Consider the following 2,964-nt stretch of genomic DNA (forward strand, 5'->3'; position numbering starts at 1 on the left):
TCAGGATCATAAGATTTAGCCATTTGCTTTTACCCCCTGTAATTATTATAAGATGTTTAATTGGTCTCTGTCCAATACTCTTAGGGGGCGTTACAATCTTTATAATTATCAATAATTGGTTTCCATTCATCATCTTTTATATCTACTTTCAATAATCTATAGAGATAATTTAGTTGATGTGCATATCCGTATTGTGAACTAATCCTTTCTTCATTCTCTTTTATTAGTATTTCTAATTGTTTTATAGGGTTTTTGTTTTCTTTTATGTCTATTTTCTTTTTATTTGAAATATGATCTTGGATAACTATATCCACTTTTTTTATAAGATCATTTAATAAATTATACCTTTTTTGGGCATATTCATTGATTTTTTCAATATCAAAGCCAAATTTTATATTTTCTTTTTCGGGTTTATTACTATAAAGAAAAACTGAAAAATCATAATCTAATAAAACAGAAGTTGACCAACTAGCATAAAATTTTTCATCATTATTTTTTCTTATACCATCAACACTTTTTAAATTAACTGGATGAGTACCAAAAACTGCACGAATATGTTTAAAATATTTATCATCACTTATCTCACTTTGTTTAAAAATACTTTTATCCTTATTTAGTGGATAATTATCTTCACCATCCAATACTCTATAAAGTTGTTTAATAGACTCTAATAAAATATCAATTGCAACAATATATTGCATGCAATTAAGCGATAACAAATGATTAGACGCAAATCCATTATCATTTTTAATATTAATTTTAGTTATTCCCTTTGATACAACAGTTAACCAATCCATAGCTGAACATATTATATTCCATTTGTTTTTTCCAGCATTGCTTCTATATAATTCATAAAACATATGATTTTCATTTACTTTATCTCTAAATTTATCTATCAAATCAGAATTTATATTAATAGTTATTTTGATCACTTCCTTATTTTCTAATTGTCCGAATTTCATATAACGTTACTGGGATTTAAGAAGTTCATGAGGCTTAGGGCGACTGCCCTTGCCGAATGAATTTGGATGGAGCGCAGCGGAATCTTCAATCCCATGTTATATGACGTAATGACTTAGCTTATATTTTCAGTTGGATCGGGAATAACTTCTATAATTTCTTTACTATTTTCAAAATTCAAGAAAAAAGTTAATGATGTATCAATAATTCTCAAACGCCTATTAACTCTGTCATAATCAAATAATGGTGGTATGATCTTCTTTTTACTTTGAGATTCAGCTAAATTATGAAGTAAATATGATATATCACTACTTCTCACATCTTCTCCTCTGTAATGAATTTCTCTTATTTTGTCAGTTAAAGATCTTCGGCTAATACCATCCTTTAAATCATCAATGTCACTCTGGATTATAACTATAACTAAATAATATGGCATGAATAAACCTTCCCTATATTTTTTCCCAGCATCTGCTATACTTTCTAAAACTCTTAAATGCCTAGAACTATATTGATAAACCTTTATTTCAATAGCTTTTTCAAAATAATCATTATTTTTAATAGTATTATGGTCATCACATTTTTCTGTTATTTCTGCAGCTAAACATGTCTCCTTACATAGTTCTTGGAGAATTCCAATATTACCAAATGATATATCTTTCATCTCAGCAATAATTTCTTCACTAAAATTAATATTTAATATTTCGCTTCCTTTTTCTATTACAAAATCAAAATCTTTATTTTCCCAAGGTTCAACAGGGATTTCAGTGATTCTATCTAATAAATCCCCATTAAATTGTATTAATCTATTCTTTTCTCTCCATATACCCAATATAATAAATTTATAGCCCTTTTCTTGAAAATGTCTTAAATCAAATGCTAAAGTTTTTTGTTCTTCCTCATCCAAATAATGAAAATTTTCTATTATTATAAGTTTATCAAAATTACATTCGTCAAGTAATTCGCTTATATCTTGAGCTATCTCTAAATTAAATTCAATATGACTATATGAAACTTTATTTTCATCTTCTTCACTTATCTTTGCACCTGCTTCAGCTTTTGCTTGTCCAAAAGGTAGTAATGCTTTTATACTTGTCTTTACAGTAACTTCTCCACTAGAATTTTGAGTTTTTTCTTGAGAAGTTTCTATTTTTATACCAATTTGTCTAAGCAAAGATTTATATATATCCTGAGTACTCATCTTAGGACCACAACCAATTGAAATCATTTTATCTTCAGAGATATGTTTTTGAACTAGTGCAGATTTACCTTGTTTTGATGATCCATATATTACTATATGTCTATCGCTTTCTAATGCATTTTCAAATTTTCCGTCAACATTTTCACGCTCAATATAACTTAAAACCATTTCTTTTCTTACCCCAAAAACATCACTAACTTTTATATCATTCATTCCAGATTCTCCTTCTTTTTGAATTTTCATGTCATTATGTCATATAACGTCCCTGGGATTTGCGCTCGTGACTGGTTCCGTCAGGAACTGGCGTAAAGCTTGCTTTTCCATATCCGTTATTGGTTAGCCTGCAAGCTTTATGACAGAAGGCATGACGCCAATCCCATGTTATATGCTGTAATAACTTGCCGGGTAAAAAGTTTCTCTCTGCTTCAACTTAATGAAATATCAATATTCTTCCTTAACCAGCAAATAAGTTCATCAACTATGTACTATATTAAATCTTCACGAAGTGCGGGAAGATCTAACAGTGACTAATTTACTCTCTGATATATGTAAATGATTTTGTAAATTCAAATCCTCCAGGTTTATTGTTTAAACCACTGAAAACTTTCAATTATTATTTCCTTCATTTGCAGGAGTTAGTTCATGCCAGTTAGCGATGATCCAACCCTATCTCTTCTCTCTTTTTGCTGATGTTCAGTTATTATTGCATATAACGTTCCGAGCATTTGCGACGTGGCTGTCCTGGTCTTTAGGTTGGCGCATCTCTTGCCTTTCCTCTGCATTTTCAGCTAAACAGCTGCAAGAGA

The 2,964-nt window shown here is 29.5% G+C and carries 2 protein-coding genes; both read right to left on the bottom strand.

The annotated features are described in order from the left end of the window. Positions 1–80: 80 nt before the first annotated feature. Positions 81–932, bottom strand: coding sequence for a hypothetical protein (locus tag DFR79_RS15420; protein WP_166638083.1), 852 nt, complete (start codon positions 930–932; stop codon positions 81–83). 143 nt (positions 933–1,075) lie between these two features. Next, positions 1,076–2,371 carry a hypothetical protein gene (locus DFR79_RS15425; RefSeq protein ID WP_133516358.1) on the bottom strand — a complete coding sequence of 432 codons (1,296 nt, stop codon included), beginning with the start codon at positions 2,369–2,371 and terminating at the stop codon, positions 1,076–1,078. Positions 2,372–2,964: the final 593 nt, after the last annotated feature.

Source organism: Halanaerobium saccharolyticum (assembly GCF_004362045.1).
GTDB lineage: Bacteria > Bacillota > Halanaerobiia > Halanaerobiales > Halanaerobiaceae > Halanaerobium > Halanaerobium saccharolyticum_C.